We start from the raw sequence: 16105 nt of genomic DNA, 5'->3' as shown, positions 1-16105 counted from the left end.
ACTCCGCCCGTGCCCGCTGCGAACCCACCCACGATCGGCGTCCTGGCCCTCCAGGGCGACGTGCGCGAGCACGTCGCCGCCCTCGAGCTGCTCGGCTGCGCGACGCTGCGCGTACGCCGCCCCGAGGAGCTCGCGGCCTGCGACGCGCTGGTGCTGCCCGGGGGCGAGAGCACCACGATGGCGCGGCTGGCCCGCACCTTCGGGCTCATGGAGCCGCTGCGCGAGGCGGTCGCCGCCGGGCTGCCGGTGCTCGGCACCTGCGCCGGGATGATCCTGCTCGCCGACCGGGTCGACGACGGCGCGGAGGGCCAGGAGACCCTCGGCGGCATCGACATGACGGTGCGCCGCAACGCCTTCGGGCGCCAGGTCGCCTCCTTCGAGGGACCGGTCGAGATGGCCGGGCTCGACGAGCCGGTGCACGGCGTCTTCATCCGCGCCCCCTGGGTCGAGGAGGTCGGCCCCGGGGTCGAGGTGCTCGCCCGTGTCGACCACGGCGAGGCCGCAGGTAGGATCGTCGCGGTCCGTGAGGGCCACCTGATGGCGACGTCGTTCCACCCCGAGGTGGGGGGCGACTCCCGGGTCCACCAGCTGCTCGTGGACCTGGTGCGGCCACGCAGCAGAGCCGAGTAGACGGGAAGACGCATGTCTGGACACTCCAAGTGGGCGACCACCAAGCACAAGAAGGCGATCGTCGACGCCAAGCGCGGCAAGATGTTCGCCAAGCTCGTCAAGAACGTCGAGGTCGCGGCCCGGATGGGTGGCGGTGACCCCACCGGCAACCCCACGCTCTACGACGCGATCCAGAAGGCCAAGAAGTCCTCGGTCCCCAACGACAACATCGACCGCGCGGTCAAGCGCGGCTCCGGCGCCGAGACCGGCGGCGCCGACTACCAGACGATCATGTACGAGGGCTACGGCCCCAGCGGCGTCGCGATGCTCATCGAGTGCCTCACCGACAACAAGAACCGGGCCGCCATGGAGGTCCGCACCGCGATGACCCGCAACGGCGGCTCGCTGGCCGACCCGGGCTCGGTCTCGTTCCTCTTCCACCGCAAGGGCGTCGTCGTGGTGGCCAAGGACCAGGAGGGCCGCACCGTCGCCGAGGACGACCTGCTCGAGGCCACCCTCGACGCCGGCGCCGAGGACGTCAACGACCTGGGGGAGTCCTTCGAGGTCGTCTCCGAGGCCACCGACCTGGTCGCCGTGCGCACCGCCCTGCAGGCCGCCGGCATCGACTACGACTCCGCCGAGGCGCAGTTCGTGCCCGACATGCAGGTGGCGCTCGACAAGGACGGCGCCGCCAAGATGTTCCGCCTCGTCGACGTCCTCGAGGACCTCGACGACGTGCAGAACCTCTACGCCAACTTCGACGTCCCCGACGTCGTGATGGCCGAGCTCGAGGACTCCGAGGACTGAGCACCCGGCCGAAGGCCGCGCGCCCCCGCGTGTCGTACGACGAGCGGCCGGGCCGGTCGCGTACCGTCGAGCCGTGCGAACAGACGTTCGACGGAGAGGTGGACCGATGCGCGTGCTGGGGATCGACCCCGGGCTGACCCGCTGCGGGATGGGCGTGGTCGACGGCTCGGTCGGGCGTCCGCTGAGCCTGGTCGACGTCAACGTGCTGCGCACCAGCAGCGACCTGCCGGTGGCCCAGCGGCTGGTGACCATCGAGAAGGGTGTCGAGGCCTGGATCGAGGAGCACCGGCCCGACGCGGTGGCCGTCGAGCGGGTCTTCGCCCGCTCCGACGTCTCGACCGTGATGGGCACCGCCCAGGCCAGCGGCATCGCCATGGTGGTCGCCGCACGCCGGGGGCTGCCGATCGCGCTGCACACCCCCAGCGAGGTCAAGGCCGCCGTCTCCGGCAGCGGCCGGGCCACCAAGCAGCAGGTGGGGGCGATGGTGACCCGCATCCTGCGCCTCGACGCCCCGCCCAAGCCCGCCGACGCTGCCGATGCGCTGGCGCTGGCCATCACCCACATCTGGCGCGGCGGCGCCCAGGCCCGCCTCGAGCAGGCCGTGGCCCGCCAGACCCGAGCCGTCCCTGCCCGCGCCGTCCCCGCCCGCGCCGTCCCCAGGAGGACCCCGTGATCGCCTACGTCCGAGGCCCCGTGGCCGCGGTGACCCTCAACAGCGCCGTGCTCGAGGTCGGCGGCGTCGGCCTCGAGCTGATGTGCACCCCCGGCACCCTGGCCACGCTCTCGCCCAAGATCGGCACCGGCCAGCAGGCCACCCTGCCGACCTCGATGGTGGTGCGCGAGGAGTCGCTGACCCTCTTCGGCTTCCTCGACGACGACGAGAAGGCCTGCTTCGAGCTGCTGCAGACCGCTTCCGGGGTGGGGCCCAAGCTGGCGCAGGCGATGCTCGCGGTGCTCGCTCCCGACGACCTGCGCCGCGCCGTGGGCTCCGAGGACGTCAAGACCCTGACCCGGGTGCCCGGCATCGGCCAGAAGGGCGCCCAGCGGATCATCCTCGAGCTCAAGGACCGCCTCGGGGCGCCGGTCGACACTCGCGGGACCGCGGCCCCGGCGGCCAGCGCCGAGCCCTGGCGCGACCAGGTCCACCAGGGCCTCGTCGGCCTCGGCTGGTCGGCCAAGGACGCCGACCGCGCGGTCGACGACGTGGCACCCGAGGCGGGGGAGAGCCCCGACGTCGCGACCCTGCTGCGCTCGGCCCTGCGCATGCTCTCGAAGGCCTGATCGGTCGTGCACGAGGACCCCTACGACGAGTACGCCGCCGCCGAGGAGAGCCACCTGCGCTCCCTGACCGTGGCCGAGGCCGACGGCGACGAGCGGGCCGTCGAGGCGGCGCTGCGGCCCCGCACCCTCGACGAGGTCGTGGGTCAGCAGCGGGTGCGCGACCAGCTCGGCCTGGTGCTCGAGGCCGCCCGGATGCGCGAGCGCGCCCCCGACCACGTGCTGCTCTCGGGCCCTCCGGGCCTGGGCAAGACGACGCTGGCGATGATCATCGCCCACGAGATGAGCGTCCCGCTGCGGTTGACCAGCGGCCCGGCGATCACCCACGCCGGCGACCTGGCGGCGATCCTGTCGGGGCTCAACGAGGGGGACGTGCTCTTCATCGACGAGATCCACCGGATGTCGCGGCCGGCCGAGGAGATGCTCTACATGGCGATGGAGGACTTCCGGGTCGACGTCGTCATCGGCAAGGGACCCGGGGCCACGGCGATCCCGCTGGAGATCCCGCCCTTCACCCTGGTCGGCGCCACCACCCGTGCCGGCCTGCTGCCCGGGCCGCTGCGCGACCGCTTCGGGTTCACCGCCCAGCTGGAGTTCTACGAGCCCCGGGACCTCGACACGATCGTGCACCGCTCGGCCGGGCTCCTCGGTGTCGACCTGACCGCCGAGGGCTCCGCCGAGATCGCCTCCCGCTCTCGCGGCACTCCGCGCATCGCCAACAGGCTGCTGCGCCGGGTGCGCGACTACGCCCAGGTGCGTGCCGACGGCGTCGTGACCCTCGGGGTCGCCGAGGCCGCGCTCGACCTGTACGAGGTCGACGCGCTGGGCCTCGACCGTCTCGACCGTGGTGTCATCGACGTGCTGTGCCGACGCTTCAGCGGCGGGCCCGTCGGTGTCTCCACCCTCGCGGTCGCCGTGGGCGAGGAGCGCGAGACCGTCGAGGAGGTCGCCGAGCCCTTCCTGGTGCGCATCGGCTTCCTGGCCCGTACGCCGCGTGGCCGGGTGGCCACCCCGGCCGCCTGGACCCACCTGGGCCTGGCCCCGCCGGCGGGCGGCGAGGAGACCCTCTTCGGCTCCGACGCCGACTGAGCGGCACCCGGCAGGGCGGCGATGCCGTGGGCCACACCCCCGCGGCTACACTTTCGCGCGGCCGTCCCCGGGCCCGAGCCCGGCGGTCACCCCTGTCGTCGTACGTGGAGAGGTCCTTCGTGGAGGCCATCGCCCCCTTCCTGCCCCTGCTGGGCATCGCGTTCGTGTTCTGGCTGCTGATCATCCGTCCGCAGTCACGGCGCAACCGCGAGCTCATCTCGATGCAGCAGTCCATCGCCGTGGGTGACGAGGTCATGCTGACCTCGGGCATCCAGGGCACCGTGCGCGGCCTCGCCGACGACACCTTCGAGCTCGAGGTCAGCCCCGGCGTGGTGCTGCGCGTCGCGCGTGGCGCCGTCGGCCGCATCGTCTCCCGCGTCGACGAGCCGGCCGACCCCGCCGGTCCCGAGGAGCTCTGAGGTGGCCCGACGCCCCTCCAACCCCGGGCGCACCCTGGTCGCCTTCTTCGCCTCGGTCGCCGTGCTCTTCGGCCTGGTGGCCCTGGCCGGCAGCTGGACGCCCCAGCTCGGCCTGGACCTGCAGGGCGGCACCAGCATCACGCTGCGCGCCGAGGGCGACCCGACCGACGAGTCGCTCGAGGAGGCCCGCAAGATCATCGACGACCGCGTCAACGGCTCGGGCGTCGCCGAGGCCGAGGTGACCACGCAGGGCGGCCAGGACATCGTGGTGGAGGTCCCCGGCGAGAACCGCCGCGACCTGCTCGACACCGTCCAGCGCACCGCCCAGCTGCGCTTCCGCCTGGTGGCCTGCTCCCAGGTCGACGGGCGCTGCCAGAGCACCACCGGGCTGCCCGAGCAGATCATCCCCGAGGCGCCCACCACGAACGGCGGCGGCAACGGTGCCGACGGCTCTAACGGGTCGGCCGGCTCCGAGCAGCAGCAGGGCAACAACCGCCCCACGCTCGGCTTCGGCGTCAAGGCCGGCGGCGAGGGCGAGCAGCCCACGGAGGAGCCCACCGGGGAGCCGACCGAGGAGCCCACCCAGATGGGCGGCACCAAGAAGAACAACCAGGCCGACGTCTACGAGCAGTGCGTCACCGCCGCCGCCGACGACCCGCTGACCGACGAGCCGCTGCAGTGGGTCGACCAGCCCACCTCCGAGTGCGTCGCGGCCTTCGCGCAGTACCAGTGCCCCGCCGACGGCTCCGGCACGCCGATGGCCGACGACCCCGAGACCCCGTTGGTGACCTGCGACGAGGACGGCGTGGCCTACCTGCTCTCGCCGGCCATGATCGAGGGCACCGAGCTCTCCGACGCCTCGTCGGCGATCCCGCAGGGCCAGGTCGCCTACGCCGTGCTGCTGTCCTTCGACGGTGGCGGCACCCGCACCTTCGCCGAGATCTCGCGCTCGCTCTTCGGCACCGAGAAGCAGTTCGCGATCGTGCTCGACGGCCAGGTGCTGTCCGCGCCGACCATGAACGGCGTCATCGTCGACGGCAACGCCCAGATCACCGGCGACTTCAACGAGGAGCGCGCCGCCAGCCTGGCCACCAGCCTGAAGTTCGGCGCGCTGCCGATCGCCTTCGAGGACGACCCGCTGACCCAGGTCGTGGGCCCCACCCTCGCCGGTGACCAGCTCTCCGCGGGCCTGCTGGCCGGCGGCATCGGCCTGGGCGTCGTGATGCTCTACTGCCTGCTCTACTACCGCGGGCTGGGCACCGTCGTCATCGCCTCGCTGGTGGTGGCCGGCGCCATCACCTACGGGATGGTGCTGCTGCTCAGCGAGACCGCCGGCTTCACGCTCACCCTGCCCGGCATCGCCGGGCTGATCGTGGCCGTCGGCATCACCGCCGACTCCTTCATCGTGCTCTTCGAGCGGATCCGCGACGAGATGCGCGACGGCAAGTCGATGCGGGTGGCCGTCGAGTCGGGCTGGAAGCGGGCCCGCAACACCGCGGTGGCCGCCGACGTCGTCTCGATCCTCGCCGCAGTGATCCTCTACATCTTCGCGGCCGGCGTCGTGAAGGGCTTCGCGTTCGCGCTGGGCCTGACCACGATCATCGACCTGGTGGTGTTCTTCTTCTTCACCAAGCCGGCCGTCTCGTGGCTGGCCCGCTTCCCGTTCTTCCACAGCGGTCACAAGCTCTCGGGCCTCAACCCCGAGACCCTCGGTGTCGACCGCGTCCCGGCAGGAGGGACCGCCTGATGGGCCGGTACTCACGACTCGGCAACGACCTCTACACCGGCAGGCGCTCCGTCGACTTCGTCGGCAAGAAGTGGCTCTGGTACGCCATCTCCGCGGTGCTGGTCGCCGTGGCGGTGCTCGGCCTCAGCGTGCGCGGCCTCGACCTCGGCATCGAGTTCACCGGCGGCACGCAGTACCGCGTCAGCCTCGGCACCGAGGCGACCCAGGAGCAGGCCGACGACCTGCGCTCGACCGTCGCCGACACCGGCGTCGAGGGCGCTGCCTCGCCCGTGGTCAGCACCCTGGGCGAGGACTCGCTGCTCGTCCAGACCGGCCAGCTCTCCCAGGAGGAGAGCACCGAGGTCGCCCGCGCGATCGTCGAGGCCACCGGCATCGACGCCGCCGCCGACCTCTCGCAGGAGGACATCGGGGCCAGCTGGGGCGCCGACGTGGCCCGCTCCTCGCTGATCGGTCTGGCCGTCTTCCTCTTCTTCGTGGTGCTCTTCATCTGGGCGTACTTCCGCGAGTGGAAGATGTCGGTGGCGGCGCTGGTCGCGCTGGCCCACGACGTGGTGATCACGGTCGGCGTCTACGCGCTCTCCGGCTTCGAGGTCACGCCCGCGACCGTCACCGGTCTGCTGACGATCCTGGCGTTCTCGCTCTACGACACCGTCGTGGTCTTCGACAAGGTCCGCGAGAACACCGCCGGGCTCGGCCGGGGCGGCACGACGTACGCCGCCGCCGCCAACCTGGCGGTCAACCAGACCCTGGTGCGCTCGATCAACACCTCGCTGGTCGCGCTGCTGCCCGTCGGGGCGATCCTCTACGTCGGCGCGATCCAGCTGGGTGCCAGCTCGCTGCAGGACCTGGCGCTCGCGCTGTTCGTCGGCATGGCCGCCGGCACCTACTCCTCGGTCTTCATCGCCACCCCGTTCCTGGTGGACCTGAAGGCGGGGGAGACCGAGGTCGTGATGGCCGAGCGCCGCGCCAAGGCGCGCGCCCGCCAGGGCGACCGCTACGCCGCGGTGCCGGGCTACTCCGAGGGCATGGCCGTCACCGACGAGCCGGGCACTCGACCCGCCCCGGGCGCCCCCGGCGCGCCGGTGCCGGCGACGGTGCCGGCCGAGCCGCGCACCGCGCCGCCGCGCGCCCAGGAGCCGATGGGCCGGGGCCGCACCCTGCCCCAGGCCCGTGGCGAGGTGCGCCGCAGCGGCGCCGCCGGCCGCCAGCAGCCGAGCCGCCAGACCCGCTCGAAGCGCGGCAAGAAGTGAGCCTCGACGCGGCCCGCGAGGCGCTGGGCCGGCTGGTGCGCGACGTGCCCGACTACCCCGAGCCCGGGGTGGTCTTCAAGGACATCACGCCGCTGCTGGCCGACCACGACGGCCTCGCGGCCGTGGTGGCCGGGCTCGCGCACGCGGGCCGCGACGCCGACGGCCGCCCGGTCGTCGACGTGGTGGTGGGCATGGAGGCGCGCGGCTTCATCCTCGGCGCCCCGGTGGCGCTGGCCCTGGGCGCCGGCTTCGTGCCGGTGCGCAAGGCCGGCAAGCTGCCGCGCGAGACCCATGCTGTCTCCTACGACCTCGAGTACGGCTCGGCCACGCTGGAGATGCACACCGACGGCGTGCGCGCCGGCCACCGGGTGCTGCTGGTCGACGACGTGCTGGCCACCGGCGGCACGGCGCGCGCCACCGTCGACCTGGTCGAGCGCTGCGGCGCCGAGGTGGTGGGGGTCGCGGTGCTGATGGACCTGGCGTTCCTGCCCTGGCGCGAGGCGCTCGGCGAGGTCGCCGTCACGACGTTGATGAGCGTCGGCGCCGACGCTCCCGAGACCGAGTCCTAGACTGAGTGACGTGAGCCAGGACCGACCCGCCCCGACGCCCGAGGCGGGGTCGGAGCGCGCCCACGACGCCGTACCGGCCTCCGCTCGCAGCATGCGCGCCCGCCTGGCCCGGATGGGCCACCGCGGGCAGGGCGCCAACCCGGTCCTGGAGCCGCTGTTCCGCGCCGTGCGCGCCAACCACCCCAAGGCCGACCTGGCCCTGCTGGAGCGTGCCTACGTCACCGCCGAGCGGCTGCACGGCACCCAGATGCGCAAGAGCGGCGACCCCTACATCACGCACCCGCTGGCGGTCACCACGATCCTGGCCGGCATCGGCATGACCGAGCCGACCCTGGCGGCCGCCCTGCTGCACGACACCGTCGAGGACACGCCGTACACGCTCGAGGAGCTGACGGCCGACTTCGGCGAGGAGGTGGCGCTGCTGGTCGACGGGGTGACCAAGCTCGACAAGGTCGTCTACGGCGACTCCGCGCAGGCCGAGACGATCCGCAAGATGATCGTCGCGATGTCGCGCGACATCCGGGTGCTGGTCATCAAGCTCGCCGACCGGCTGCACAACATGCGCACCCTGCGGTTCGTGCCGCAGAAGAGCCAGGAGCGCACGGCGCGCGAGACCCTCGACATCTACGCCCCGCTGGCCCACCGGCTGGGCATGAACACCATCAAGTGGGAGCTGGAGGACCTCGCGTTCGCCACCCTGCACCCCAAGATCTACGACGAGATCGTGCGGATGGTCGCCGAGCGGGCGCCCTCGCGCGAGCAGTTCATGGCCCAGGTCATCAGCCAGGTCGAGACCGACCTGCGTGAGGCGCGGATCAAGGCCAAGGTCACCGGCCGGCCCAAGCACTACTACTCGATCTACCAGAAGATGATCGTGGGCGGTCGGGAGTTCTCCGACATCTACGACCTGGTCGGCATCCGGGTGCTGGTCGAGGAGGACCGCGACTGCTACGCGGTGCTCGGCATCCTGCACTCGCGGTGGAACCCGGTCCTGGGCCGGTTCAAGGACTACGTCGCGATGCCGAAATTCAACATGTACCAGTCGCTGCACACCACGGTGATGGGCCCGCAGGGCAAGCCGGTGGAGATGCAGATCCGCACCTTCGCCCAGCACCGCCGCGCCGAGTACGGCGTTGCCGCGCACTGGAAGTACAAGGAGAACGGCCGCGCCGGCGTCGACACCGAGAAGCGCGCCGACCTCGACGACATGTCGTGGGTGCGCCAGCTGCTCGACTGGCAGAGCGAGGTCGAGGACCCGGGGGAGTTCCTGGAGTCGCTGCGCTTCGAGATCAACCGCGCCGAGACCTACGTCTTCACCCCGCGCGGCGACGTGATCGCGCTGCCCTCCGGCTCGACCCCGGTCGACTTCGCCTACGCCGTGCACACCGAGGTCGGGCACCACACCATCGGCGCCCGGGTCAACGGGCGGCTGGTGCCGCTGGAGTCGAAGCTCGAGAACGGCGACGTGATCGAGGTCTTCACCTCCAAGTCGGTCAACGCCGGCCCCTCGCGCGACTGGCTGGGCTTCGTGAAGTCCCCGCGCGCCCGCTCCAAGATCCGCCAGTGGTTCACCAAGGAGCGCCGCGAGGAGGCGATCGAGCAGGGCAAGGAGCAGATCGCCAAGCTCATGCGCAAGGAGGGCCTGCCCCTCAAGCGGCTGCTCTCCCACGAGTCGCTCACCCTGGCCGCCGAGCACTTCAAGATCGCCGACGTCACCGCGCTCTACGCCGCGGTGGGGGAGAACAACCTCTCGGCGCAGGCCGTGGTCAAGCAGGTGCTCGACCTGCACGGCGGCGCGCAGGGTGCCGAGGAGGACCTCGCGGAGGCCGTCACCATCACCGGCCGGCGCGCACACCGTCGTACGTCGGGCGGCGGCGACGCCGGCGTGGTCGTCAAGGGCGCCTCGGACCTGTGGGTCAAGCTGGCCAAGTGCTGCACGCCGGTGCCGCCCGACCCGATCCTGGGCTTCGTGACCAAGGGCGGCGGGGTCTCGGTGCACCGCCAGGACTGCACCAACGCCCGCTCGCTGCAGTCCCAGCCCGAGAAGCTCCTCGAGGTCGAGTGGGCGCCCACCACCACCTCGACCTTCCTGGTCAACATCCAGGTCGAGGCCCTCGACCGGGCTCGGCTGCTCTCCGACATCACCATGGCGCTCTCCGACGCCCACGTGAACATCCTCTCGGCCCAGCTGGCCACCAGCCGCGACCGGGTGGCCAAGAGCCGCTTCACCTTCGAGATGGCTGAGACCAAGCACCTCGACACCGTGCTGCGCGCCGTGCGCGGCGTCCCCGGCGTCTTCGACGCCTACCGCGTCACCCAGTAGCGCCCGCGCCCCGTCGGTCGAGCGCACCCGGCATACGGTGGTGCGCCGAGCCGGCTGGTTCGAACGGGCCGGCTCGTGGACGCCGTACGCCGCTGGGTCACGGGGTCTCGGCGACGCTCGAGCCTTCGGCCCTCGCTGCTCGACCAACGGGGCGGGCCCTCGCTGCTCGACCTGCGGCGGTGGTGCGCCGAGCCGGCTGGTTCGAACGGGCCGGCTCGCGCTCGCCGTACCTGGGCTCCGTTGGTCGAGCAGTGAGGAGCGCCAGCGACGAGCGTCGTCGAGGCCCGGTGACGTGCCCACTCGCCGTACGCCGTTGGGTGGGGGGTCTCGGCGACGCTCGAGCCTTCGGCCCTCGCTGCTCGACCAACGGGGAGGGCGCTCGCTGCTCGACCTGCGGCGGTGGTGCGCCGAGCCGGCTGGTTCGAACGGGCCGGCTCGTGGGTCGTTGGTCGAGCAGTGAGGAGCGCCAGCGACGAGCGTCGTCGAGGCCCGGTGACGTGCCCACGCGCCGTACGCCGCTCGGTCACGGGGTCTCGGCGACGCTCGAGCCTTCGGCCCTCGCTGCTCGACCAACGGGGCGGGTCCTCGCTGCTCGACCAACGGGGACCGCCCTCGCTGCTCGACCAACGGGCGGGCCCGGTGGTGCGACCTACGGGGTGCTCAGCTCCCGTACTCGGCGGAGGCGCGGCGCGCCATCTCGAGGAAGGCCTGGCGCGAGGCGAGGTTCTCCTCGAGCTCGGCGACCTTTTTGTCGTTGCCGGCCGCACGCGCCTTCTCCAGGTCGGCCTCGACGTCGTCGATCGCGGCCTGGAGCTTGGCGACCATGTCGTCGGCGCGGGCCGACTTCTCGGGGTCGGAGCGGCGCCACTGCTCGTCCTCGTGGCCGCGGATGGTCTGCTCGACCTTGCGGATGCGGGCCTCGAGCTCCTTCATGCGCGAGCGGGGGACCTTGCCGGCCGCGTCCCACCGGTCGGCGATGTCGCGGAAGGCGCGCTTGGCGGCCTCGATGTCGCCGCTCTCCTCGAGGGCCGGCAGTAGCGCCTCGGCCTCGACGAGCAGGGCGTCCTTGACAACGGCGTTGGCGGCGAACTCCTCGTCGAGCGCGGCGTTGGCGGCGTCGCGGGCACCGAAGAACCGGTCCTGCGCGCCCCGGAACCGCTTCCACAGCTTGTCGTCGATGTCCTTGGGCGCCGGGCCGGCGGCCTTCCAGTCGCGCATCAGGTCGCGGTAGCGGCCCGCGGTGGGGCCCCAGTCGGTGGAGTCGGCCAGGGCCTCGGCCTCGGCGGCCAGGCGCTCCTTGACCGCCTTGGCGCCCTCGCGCTGCTCGCTGAGCTGGGCGAAGTGGGCCTTGCGGCGGCGGGTGTAGCCGGTGCGGGCGGTGGAGAAGCGGCGCCACAGCGCGTCGTCGGAGGCGCGGTCGATGCGCGGGATCGTCTTCCACTGCTCCAGCAGGTCGCGCAGCCGGTTGGCGCCGTGGCGCCAGTCGTCGCCCTCGGCGAGCTTCTCGGCCTGGGCGACCAGCTTCTCCTTGGCCTCGCGGGCCTCGGCGTTGCGCTTCTCCTTCTCGGCACGGCGCGCGTCGCGCTGCGTGGCCAGGATCGGCGCGAGCGCGTCGAGGCGCGCCTCGAGGCCGGCGAGGTCGCCGACGGCGTTGGCGTCGTGGACCTGGGCGCGCACGGTGCGCACCGACTCGGCCGCCTCCTCGGGCGACATGACCCCGGAGTTCACGCGCTTCTCGAGCAGCTCGACCTCGAAGGCCAGCGCTGCGAAGCGCTCGGTGAAGAAGGCGAGTGCCTCCTCGGGCGTGCCGGCGGGGTAGGACCCCACCGACCTCTCGCCGTCGGCGGTCCTGACGTAGACGGTCCCGTCGTCGGCGACGCGTCCCCACTGGTGGCTCGTCACAAAGATTCCCTGTGTCCTCGGTGCCCCGGTGCGAGAGGCAGGTGCAGATGTGAGGTCACATGCTAGTGGCGACGTCTGGGTTCGGCTCCGGGCGCCCCGGTCGATAGTGTGGCGCCGTGTTCATCGCCGGCTTCCCCGCAGGTCCCTGGGGCACCAACTGCTACGTCGTCGCCACCGGAGCGGGCTCCGAGTGCGTGGTGGTCGACCCCGGCAAGGACGCCGCCCAGGGCGTCGCCGAGGTGGTGCGCGAGCACCGCCTCAAGCCCGTCTCGGTGCTGGTCACCCACGGTCACGTCGACCACATGTGGTGCGTGGCCCCGGTCGCCGGCAGCTACGACGCCACGGCCTACATCCATCCCGCCGACCGGCACCTGCTGACCGACCCGATGGCCGGCATGTCGCGCGAGACCACCCAGATGCTGCTGGGCGGCTCCTACGAGTGGGCCGAGCCCGACGACGTGCGCGAGCTCTCCGACAGCCAGGAGCTCGAGCTGGCCGGGCTGCGCTTCGTGGTCGACCACGCGCCCGGGCACACCGAGGGCTCGGTCACCTTCCGCACGCCGTACGACGCCCAGGACGTCTCCGAGGTGATGTTCTCGGGCGACCTGCTCTTCGCGGGCTCGATCGGGCGCACCGACCTGCCGGGCGGCGACCACCCCACGATGCTGCGCAGCCTGGCCGCCAAGGTGCTGCCGCTGGCCGACGACATCGTGGTGCTGCCGGGCCACGGCGAGCAGACCTCCATCGGTCGCGAGCGCGCGACCAACCCGTACCTCCAGGACCTCTGAGGACCCATGAGCGCCAAGATCAGCCCGCTGAGCGGGTTCCCCGAGCTGCTGCCTGCCGCCCGCGCGGTCGAGCGGGAGGTCATCGCCTCGCTGTCGCACTCCTTCGAGCTGCACGGCTTCGCTAACATCGAGACCCGTGTGGTCGAGCCGCTCGACCGGCTCGCCAAGGGCGGCGAGATCGACAAGGAGATCTACACGCTGCAGCGCCTGCAGCAGGGCGGCGAGACCTCCGAGGCCGAGCTCGGCATGCACTTCGACCTCACGGTGCCCTTCGCCCGCTACGTGCTCGAGCACGCCGGGCACCTGGAGTTCCCGTTCCGGCGCTTCCAGATCCAGCCGGCCTGGCGCGGCGAGCGGCCCCAGGAGGGCCGCTACCGCCAGTTCACCCAGGCCGACGTCGACATCGTGGGTCGCGACACGCTGGCCTTCCACCACGACGTCGAGGTGATGCGGGTGATGGTCGAGGCGCTCGACGCGCTGCCCGTGCCCGCGCTCAGCTTCCAGTTCAACAACCGCAAGCTGATCCAGGGCTTCTACCGCGGCCTGGGCCTGCCCGACGTCACCGCGGCCATCCGCACCATCGACAAGCTCGACAAGCTGCCCGCCGAGCGGGTCGCCGAGCTGCTCGTCAGCGACGCCGGGGCCACGCCCGAGCAGGCCGAGCGCTGCCTGGCGCTGGCCACCATCCGGGTGCCCGACACCTCGTTCGTCGAGCAGGTCCGGGCGCTGGGTGTCACCGACGACCTGCTCGAGGAGGGCCTCGCCGAGCTCGCGGCCGTCGTCGAGGGCTGCTCGGCCGGCGTACGCCGCCACGCGCGCGTCGAGGCCAACCTGCGCATCGCGCGCGGTCTCGACTACTACACCGGCACCGTCGTCGAGATCTTCATGGACGGCTACGAGCGGCTGAAGTCCGTGGGTGGCGGCGGACGCTACGACGCCCTGGCCAGCGACGGTCGCACCACCTACCCCGGCGTCGGCGTCTCCTTCGGCGTCTCCCGCTCCCTCATCCCGCTGCTCGCCGACGGCGTGCTCGCCGGCAGCCGGCCGGTGCCCAGCGCCGTGCTGGTCGCGGTCAACGACGAGGACAGCAGGTCCGAGTCCGACGCCATCGCCACCGCGCTGCGCGCCCACGGCGTGCCCTGCGAGGTGGCTGCCAGCGCCGCGAAGTTCGGCAAGCAGATCCGCTACGCCGAGCGCCGCGGCATCCCCTACGTCTGGTTCACCGGCGAGGCCGGTCACCAGGTCAAGGACATCCGCACGGGGGAGCAGGTGGCCGCTGACCCGGACACCTGGGCCCCGCCCCACGACGACCTCCGACCGAAGGTCGTCTCCCGCACAGATCAGGAGCAGAAGCAGTGATCCGCACCCATGACGCCGGCGCCCTCCGCGCCGAGCACGTCGGCCAGACCGTCACCCTCGCCGGGTGGGTGGCTCGGCGGCGCGATCACGGCGGGGTCGCCTTCCTCGACCTTCGCGAGGCCAGCGGTGTCGTCCAGGTCGTCGTGCGCGACGAGGCCGTGGCCCACCAGCTGCGCAACGAGTTCTGCATCAAGGTCACCGGTGAGGTCGGCCTGCGCCCCGAGGGCAACGCCAACGCCAACCTGCCGACCGGCGAGATCGAGGTCGTCACGACCGACCTCGAGGTGCTCAGCACCGCCGCACCGCTGCCGTTCCCGATCGACGAGCACGTCGAGGTGGGGGAGGAGGTGCGGCTCAAGCACCGCTACCTCGACCTGCGCCGCTCGGGCCCGGCCCACGCGCTGCGCCTGCGCAGCAAGGTCAACAAGGCCGCCCGCGACGTGCTGGACCGCCACAACTTCGTCGAGGTCGAGACCCCGACGCTGACCCGCAGCACCCCCGAGGGCGCCCGCGACTTCCTGGTGCCGGCCCGCCTGCACCCGGGCAGCTGGTACGCCCTGCCGCAGAGCCCCCAGCTGTTCAAGCAGCTGCTGATGGTCGGCGGCATGGAGCGCTACTACCAGATCGCGCGCTGCTACCGCGACGAGGACTTCCGCGCCGACCGCCAGCCCGAGTTCACCCAGCTCGACATCGAGATGTCCTTCGTGGAGCAGGAGGACGTCATCGAGCTGATGGAGGACGTGCTCTCGGCGATGTGGGCGCTCATCGACGTCGAGATCCCGCGCCCGATCCCGCGGATGACCTACGCCGACGCCATGGCCCGCTTCGGCTCCGACAAGCCCGACCTGCGGATGGGCCAGGAGCTCGTCGAGTGCACCGCCTACTTCGCCGAGACCCCGTTCCGGGTCTTCCAGGCCGAGTACGTCGGCGCGGTCGTGATGCCCGGTGGCGCCTCGCAGCCGCGCAAGCAGCTCGACGCGTGGCAGGAGTGGGCCAAGCAGCGCGGCGCGCGCGGGCTGGCCTACGTGCTGGTGGGCGAGGACGGCACGCTCGGCGGCCCGGTCGCCAAGAACCTCAGCGACGACGAGAAGGAGGGCCTGGCGGCCCACGTGGGCGCCGAGCCGGGCGACTGCGTCTTCTTCGCGGCCGGTGCCACCAAGCCCAGCCGTGCCCTGCTGGGCGCTGCACGGCTGGAGATCGGCCGCCGCTGCGGCCTGATCGACGAGTCGGCCTTCGCCTTCACCTGGGTCGTCGACGCCCCGCTCTTCGAGCCGGCCAGCGACGCGGTCGCCAGCGGCGACGTCGCCGTGGGCGCCGGCGCGTGGACCGCGGTCCACCACGCCTTCACCAGCCCCCAGCCGGAGTTCATGGACTCCCTGGAGTCCGACCCCGGCGCGGCGCTGGCCTTCGCCTACGACATCGTCTGCAACGGCAGCGAGCTCGGCGGCGGGTCGATCCGTATCCACCGCGAGGACGTGCAGAAGCGCGTCTTCTCCGTGATGGGCATCGGCGAGGAGGAGGCGGCCGAGAAGTTCGGCTTCCTGCTCGACGCGTTCAAGTACGGCGCGCCGCCGCACGGCGGCATCGCCGTGGGCATGGACCGGATCTGCGCGATCCTGGCCGGGGCCGACTCCATCCGCGACGTCATCGCCTTCCCCAAGTCCGGTGGCGGCTTCGACCCGCTGACGGCCGCACCCGCGCCGATCACGCCCGAGCAGCGCGCCGAGGCCGGCGTGAACGCCGAGCCCGAGCCCGAGGACGAGGAGTCGGAGGCGGGGGAGCCCGCCACCGCACAGGCCTGAGCCTCCTAGGACAACTCCTTGACGACCCCCCTGCGCCACGGGCGCAGGGGGGTCGCTGCGTCTCGAGGCCCGAGACCAGATCGTTACTCCCGAGTGACCGACGACGCGTCGCGGGTCACATAGAGTCTCGCTCGGCGCGCAGCGAGCGCGCGCCGGGAGACCC

General features: G+C 72.3%; 14 protein-coding genes. 13 read left to right on the top strand and 1 reads right to left on the bottom strand.

Annotated features, from left to right (window positions below; genetic code table 11):
- Positions 1–9: 9 nt before the first annotated feature.
- From pdxT to OCU29_RS17585, 10 genes are all read left to right on the top strand, one after another.
- Positions 10–630 carry a pyridoxal 5'-phosphate synthase glutaminase subunit PdxT gene (gene pdxT, locus OCU29_RS17630; RefSeq protein ID WP_261820946.1) on the top strand — a complete coding sequence of 207 codons (621 nt, stop codon included), beginning with the start codon at positions 10–12 and terminating at the stop codon, positions 628–630.
- Positions 631–642: 12 nt separating this feature from the next.
- Entirely contained in the window at positions 643–1416 is a 774-nt protein-coding gene (locus OCU29_RS17625) for a YebC/PmpR family DNA-binding transcriptional regulator (protein ID WP_179616347.1), read from the top strand.
- A gap of 115 nt (positions 1417–1531) precedes the next feature.
- Positions 1532–2089, top strand: a complete 558-nt coding sequence (ruvC, locus tag OCU29_RS17620) for a crossover junction endodeoxyribonuclease RuvC (protein ID WP_218877213.1) — start codon at positions 1532–1534, stop codon at positions 2087–2089.
- Positions 2086–2697 carry a Holliday junction branch migration protein RuvA gene (gene ruvA, locus OCU29_RS17615; protein WP_261820945.1) on the top strand — a complete coding sequence of 204 codons (612 nt, stop codon included), beginning with the start codon at positions 2086–2088 and terminating at the stop codon, positions 2695–2697. The genes ruvC and ruvA overlap by 4 nt, the downstream gene beginning before the upstream one ends.
- Before the next feature lie 54 nt (positions 2698–2751).
- Complete coding sequence (gene ruvB / locus OCU29_RS17610) at positions 2752–3783, top strand: Holliday junction branch migration DNA helicase RuvB (protein WP_261820988.1); 1032 nt, start codon at positions 2752–2754, stop codon at positions 3781–3783.
- Positions 3784–3902: 119 nt separating this feature from the next.
- Positions 3903–4202 (top strand): preprotein translocase subunit YajC, encoded by a 300-nt coding sequence (gene yajC / locus OCU29_RS17605; RefSeq protein ID WP_179616351.1) that lies wholly within the window; start codon positions 3903–3905, stop codon positions 4200–4202.
- Position 4203: 1 nt separating this feature from the next.
- Positions 4204–5949 carry a protein translocase subunit SecD gene (secD, locus tag OCU29_RS17600; RefSeq protein ID WP_261820944.1) on the top strand — a complete coding sequence of 582 codons (1746 nt, stop codon included), beginning with the start codon at positions 4204–4206 and terminating at the stop codon, positions 5947–5949.
- On the top strand, positions 5949–7199 hold the full coding sequence (gene secF / locus OCU29_RS17595; RefSeq protein WP_261820943.1) for a protein translocase subunit SecF: 1251 nt from the start codon (positions 5949–5951) through the stop codon (positions 7197–7199). The genes secD and secF overlap by 1 nt, the downstream gene beginning before the upstream one ends.
- Positions 7196–7768 (top strand): adenine phosphoribosyltransferase, encoded by a 573-nt coding sequence (locus OCU29_RS17590; RefSeq protein ID WP_179616354.1) that lies wholly within the window; start codon positions 7196–7198, stop codon positions 7766–7768. The genes secF and OCU29_RS17590 overlap by 4 nt, the downstream gene beginning before the upstream one ends.
- Positions 7769–7859: 91 nt before the next feature.
- Positions 7860–10091, top strand: coding sequence for a bifunctional (p)ppGpp synthetase/guanosine-3',5'-bis(diphosphate) 3'-pyrophosphohydrolase (locus OCU29_RS17585; protein WP_261820987.1), 2232 nt, complete (start codon positions 7860–7862; stop codon positions 10089–10091).
- A 660-nt stretch (positions 10092–10751) separates the two neighbouring features.
- Here the strand turns inward: OCU29_RS17585 and OCU29_RS17580 are convergent.
- Positions 10752–11993 (bottom strand): DUF349 domain-containing protein, encoded by a 1242-nt coding sequence (locus OCU29_RS17580; protein WP_261820942.1) that lies wholly within the window; start codon positions 11991–11993, stop codon positions 10752–10754.
- 116 nt (positions 11994–12109) lie between these two features.
- Between OCU29_RS17580 and OCU29_RS17575 the strand changes: the two genes are divergently transcribed.
- The 3 genes from OCU29_RS17575 to aspS are packed head-to-tail and all read left to right on the top strand — an operon-like array spanning position 12110 to position 15942.
- A complete protein-coding gene (locus OCU29_RS17575; RefSeq protein ID WP_179616356.1) occupies positions 12110–12781 on the top strand; it encodes an MBL fold metallo-hydrolase in 672 nt (223 codons plus the stop codon).
- A 6-nt stretch (positions 12782–12787) separates the two neighbouring features.
- Entirely contained in the window at positions 12788–14140 is a 1353-nt protein-coding gene (gene hisS, locus OCU29_RS17570) for a histidine--tRNA ligase (RefSeq protein ID WP_261820941.1), read from the top strand.
- A complete protein-coding gene (gene aspS / locus OCU29_RS17565; protein ID WP_261820940.1) occupies positions 14137–15942 on the top strand; it encodes an aspartate--tRNA ligase in 1806 nt (601 codons plus the stop codon). The genes hisS and aspS overlap by 4 nt, the downstream gene beginning before the upstream one ends.
- Positions 15943–16105: the final 163 nt, after the last annotated feature.

The organism is Nocardioides sp. OK12 (genome assembly GCF_024341885.1).
GTDB lineage: Bacteria > Actinomycetota > Actinomycetes > Propionibacteriales > Nocardioidaceae > Nocardioides > Nocardioides marinisabuli.
This window is presented reverse-complemented; position numbering and strand designations above follow the sequence as displayed.

Coding starts and splice junctions, on each gene's coding strand:
- hisS (WP_261820941.1), top strand. CDS start 12,788: ATGAGCGCCAAGATCAGCCCGCTGAGCGGGTTCCCCGAGCTGCTGCCT.
- OCU29_RS17625 (WP_179616347.1), top strand. CDS start 643: ATGTCTGGACACTCCAAGTGGGCGACCACCAAGCACAAGAAGGCGATC.
- secF (WP_261820943.1), top strand. CDS start 5,949: ATGGGCCGGTACTCACGACTCGGCAACGACCTCTACACCGGCAGGCGC.
- OCU29_RS17585 (WP_261820987.1), top strand. CDS start 7,860: ATGCGCGCCCGCCTGGCCCGGATGGGCCACCGCGGGCAGGGCGCCAAC.